General features: G+C 65.3%; 3 protein-coding genes and 1 pseudogene. All 4 read left to right on the top strand.

The window, feature by feature from the left end; translation table 11 throughout:
* Nucleotides 1-368, top strand: a pseudogene (locus NS1_RS41115) (hypothetical protein); the annotation flags it as partial.
* Nucleotides 356-1141 (top strand): class II glutamine amidotransferase domain-containing protein, encoded by a 786-nt coding sequence (locus NS1_RS38300; protein ID WP_063816394.1) that lies wholly within the window; start codon nt 356-358, stop codon nt 1139-1141. The pseudogene NS1_RS41115 and the gene NS1_RS38300, both read left to right, overlap by 13 nt.
* An 83-nt stretch (nt 1142-1224) precedes the next feature.
* Nucleotides 1225-2475, top strand: a complete 1251-nt coding sequence (locus NS1_RS38295; protein WP_255284849.1) for an amidoligase family protein — start codon at nt 1225-1227, stop codon at nt 2473-2475.
* Nucleotides 2463-2767 (top strand): class II glutamine amidotransferase domain-containing protein (locus NS1_RS38290; RefSeq protein WP_174562719.1); only part of this gene is annotated, 305 nt, incomplete at its 3' end. The genes NS1_RS38295 and NS1_RS38290, both read left to right, overlap by 13 nt.

Below are 2767 nucleotides of genomic sequence, written 5' to 3'. Positions count from 1 at the left end.
CGCGGCGCAACAGCCACTACGCCCCGTTCGAACCCGCAACCCGCGCCCGCGCGAAGCACCTTGCGAAAGGTTGCCGCAACGCGGTCGGGTTGCCCCGGTATCAGGCGATCAACCCGCACCCCCGCGACACCCTGGAGCTGCGGGTGTTCGCCAGCTCGCTCGAAACCCGCTCGGTGCAGGCGGCATTGGCGTTCACCGAGGCCTCGATCCGCTACACCGCCGATCTCACCATCCCCCAGATCTTGGCCGGCGGATGGGACTGGGACCGGTTCACCGACTGGCTGACCCACCGCCTCGAATACGCACCCCTGGTCGCCGAACTCGCCGACCTGACCCGTGAACAGGAGGTTTTGCTGTGTGCCTCCTGACCTTCATCCCCGCCTCCGTCGCCCCCGACCCCACCGCGTTGCGGCACGGCGCCGAGTCGAACCCGCACGGGCACGGGTTCGCGGTCATCGCCGGGCAGGCGATCGTGACCGGCCACGGCATGAACGCCGACGAGGTGATCGACCTGTTCGCCCGCGTCCGAGCCCAGCACCCGCGCGGTCCGGCGATGTTTCACTCGCGCTATGCCACTCACGGCGTCCGCACTGTGGACAACTGCCACCCTTTCCGCCTCGCCGGAGACCAACGAACGGTGTTGGCGCACAACGGAGTCCTACCCAAACGCGTGCATCCCGGGCCGTATGACTGGCGTTCCGATACCCGCATCGCCGCCGAGGACTACCTACCTACCGAGCCGTTCGGGTCGATCGACACCTACCGCGGTTTCCGCGGGCTCGAGTCCTGGTTGGGGTCGTCGAAGATGCTGATCTTCACCGTCGACCCGGCCTTCGATCAGCAGGTGTACCTGTTCGGGGAATCGAAAGGCCAGTGGGACAACGGGATCTGGTACTCGAACACCAGCTACCTGCCACTGAGCCAGCGCTACCCCAAACGGTATGTCTGCGAGAACTGTGACGACATCGACCTGTACCGGGTGAGTCGCTATTGCATTAGGTGCGGGTGGTGCTTCGCCTGCGAGAACCGGTTCCCGCACTGCGAATGCCGCCAACCCCGCGCCCGCAGCACACGCCACCGCGCACTCAACCGATCGATCGCCCTGCCCGCTGCGCGCCCCCCAACCACACCCAGTACGTAACGGACCTGCCCGCCCACAACGCTTTTCGCATCAGCCTGCACCCAGTCGGTGCGGGCTTTCGTCGTTTTCAGGGAAGGAATTCGATGCCCACTGCTGTCCTGGTCGACCTCGCCGAGTGCGAGGCCTGTTCCATTCGGTACCCGCTCTCGGAGTTGGTCGAGACCGCGGAACACGAACGGTTCTGCTCGGGTTGCGTTACCGATCTCGAGCTGTGCGCGGGCTGTGATCTGCCTGTCCGTGACAACGCGTTGACCACTGATGACGACTACCGGTGTGCCGGTTGCCGATCGGCGTTCAGTGTCTGCGACGACTGCATGCGCTACACCCGCTACAACATCGCGATCCTCTCCGGTGGCGATGTCTGCGAGTCCTGCGCGGAAGCGTATTCCACCTGTGAGGACTGCAACTTCGTTGTCGCCGAACCGTTCTCGATCAATGGTGAACGCGCGGTGTGTGAGGACTGCCGCCAGGACTATCGCGAGTGCGACCGGTGCGAGACCCTCATCCGCGGCCGCGACGACTATTGCGACGACTGCTACCGACCCGACCATGCGATGGTCCACGACTCCGAGTACACCCCGCGCCCGATCTTCCATGGCAGCGGCCCGCTGTTCCTGGGCCTCGAGCTCGAACTGCGCACCACGGCGCACGGTTTCGACGACTCGGTCGAGACCGCGAACGACCAGCTCGGGCGTTTGGCCTACCTCAAGCACGACGGCTCGATCAGCTGCGGATTCGAGCTGGTCACCCATCCGATGAGTTTCGACTACGCGATCACCGAGTTTCCGTGGTCGGTGCTGACACGGTTGCGGGTGCTGGGCTGCTACACCGACGACGAGGTCGGCATCCACGTCCACCTGTCCCGGGCCGGTTTCGACTCACCCGCCCACATCTACCGCTGGCTCAAACTCGTCTACCGCAATGAAGACGACGTCAGCACGCTCGCGCGGCGGCGAGATTCGGAGTGGGCGGGCTTTCATCCCGACATCCGCGAAAAAGCAAGAGAGCTCGCGCACGGCGGCCGCGGGTGGGGGCGCTATCACGCCATCAACACCCGGCCCCTGCATACCTTCGAGCTGCGGATCTTCGCCAGCTCTCTGCAGCGCCAACAGGTCCAGGCCGCACTCGGTTTCGCCCACGCCTCCGTGGAATACACCCGCACCCTGCGCGCCCACGACATCACCCGAAACCAGGGATGGGACTGGACCACATTCACCGCATGGGTCGCCACACGACCGGAATACGTGGCGCTGACCGCGGAGCTGACCGCACTCGGCGCGACCGGATCGGGTGTGTCCACCGGAAACCAGGAGGACCTCGCATGTGCATCCTGACCTTCATCAAGCCCAGCATCGTCGCTGACTACGACGCCCTCGCAGCCGGGGCCGAGGCCAATCCGCACGGGCATGGGTGGGCCGTCCACGCCGGGGACCGGCTCGTCATCGGGCACGGGCTGGATCCCAAGATCACGATCACCGAATTCGCCCAGGCCCGCATGCTGTTCCCGGACGGGCCTGCGTTGTTTCACTCCCGCTTCGCCACTCACGGCAAACAGACCACCGCGAACTGTCACCCCTTCGCGATCGGTGGCGACAAGCGAAGTGTGCTGGCCCATAACGGGATCTT

It is taken from the genome of Nocardia salmonicida NBRC 13393 (assembly GCF_001613085.1).
Lineage (GTDB): Bacteria > Actinomycetota > Actinomycetes > Mycobacteriales > Mycobacteriaceae > Nocardia > Nocardia salmonicida.
Note: the sequence above shows the minus strand (reverse complement) of the source record. Positions and strands in the feature narration are given on the sequence as shown.

Bases quoted from the DNA above. Each gene is read 5' to 3' on its own strand.
- NS1_RS38295 (WP_255284849.1), top strand. From the start codon at position 1,225: ATGCCCACTGCTGTCCTGGTCGACCTCGCCGAGTGCGAGGCCTGTTCC.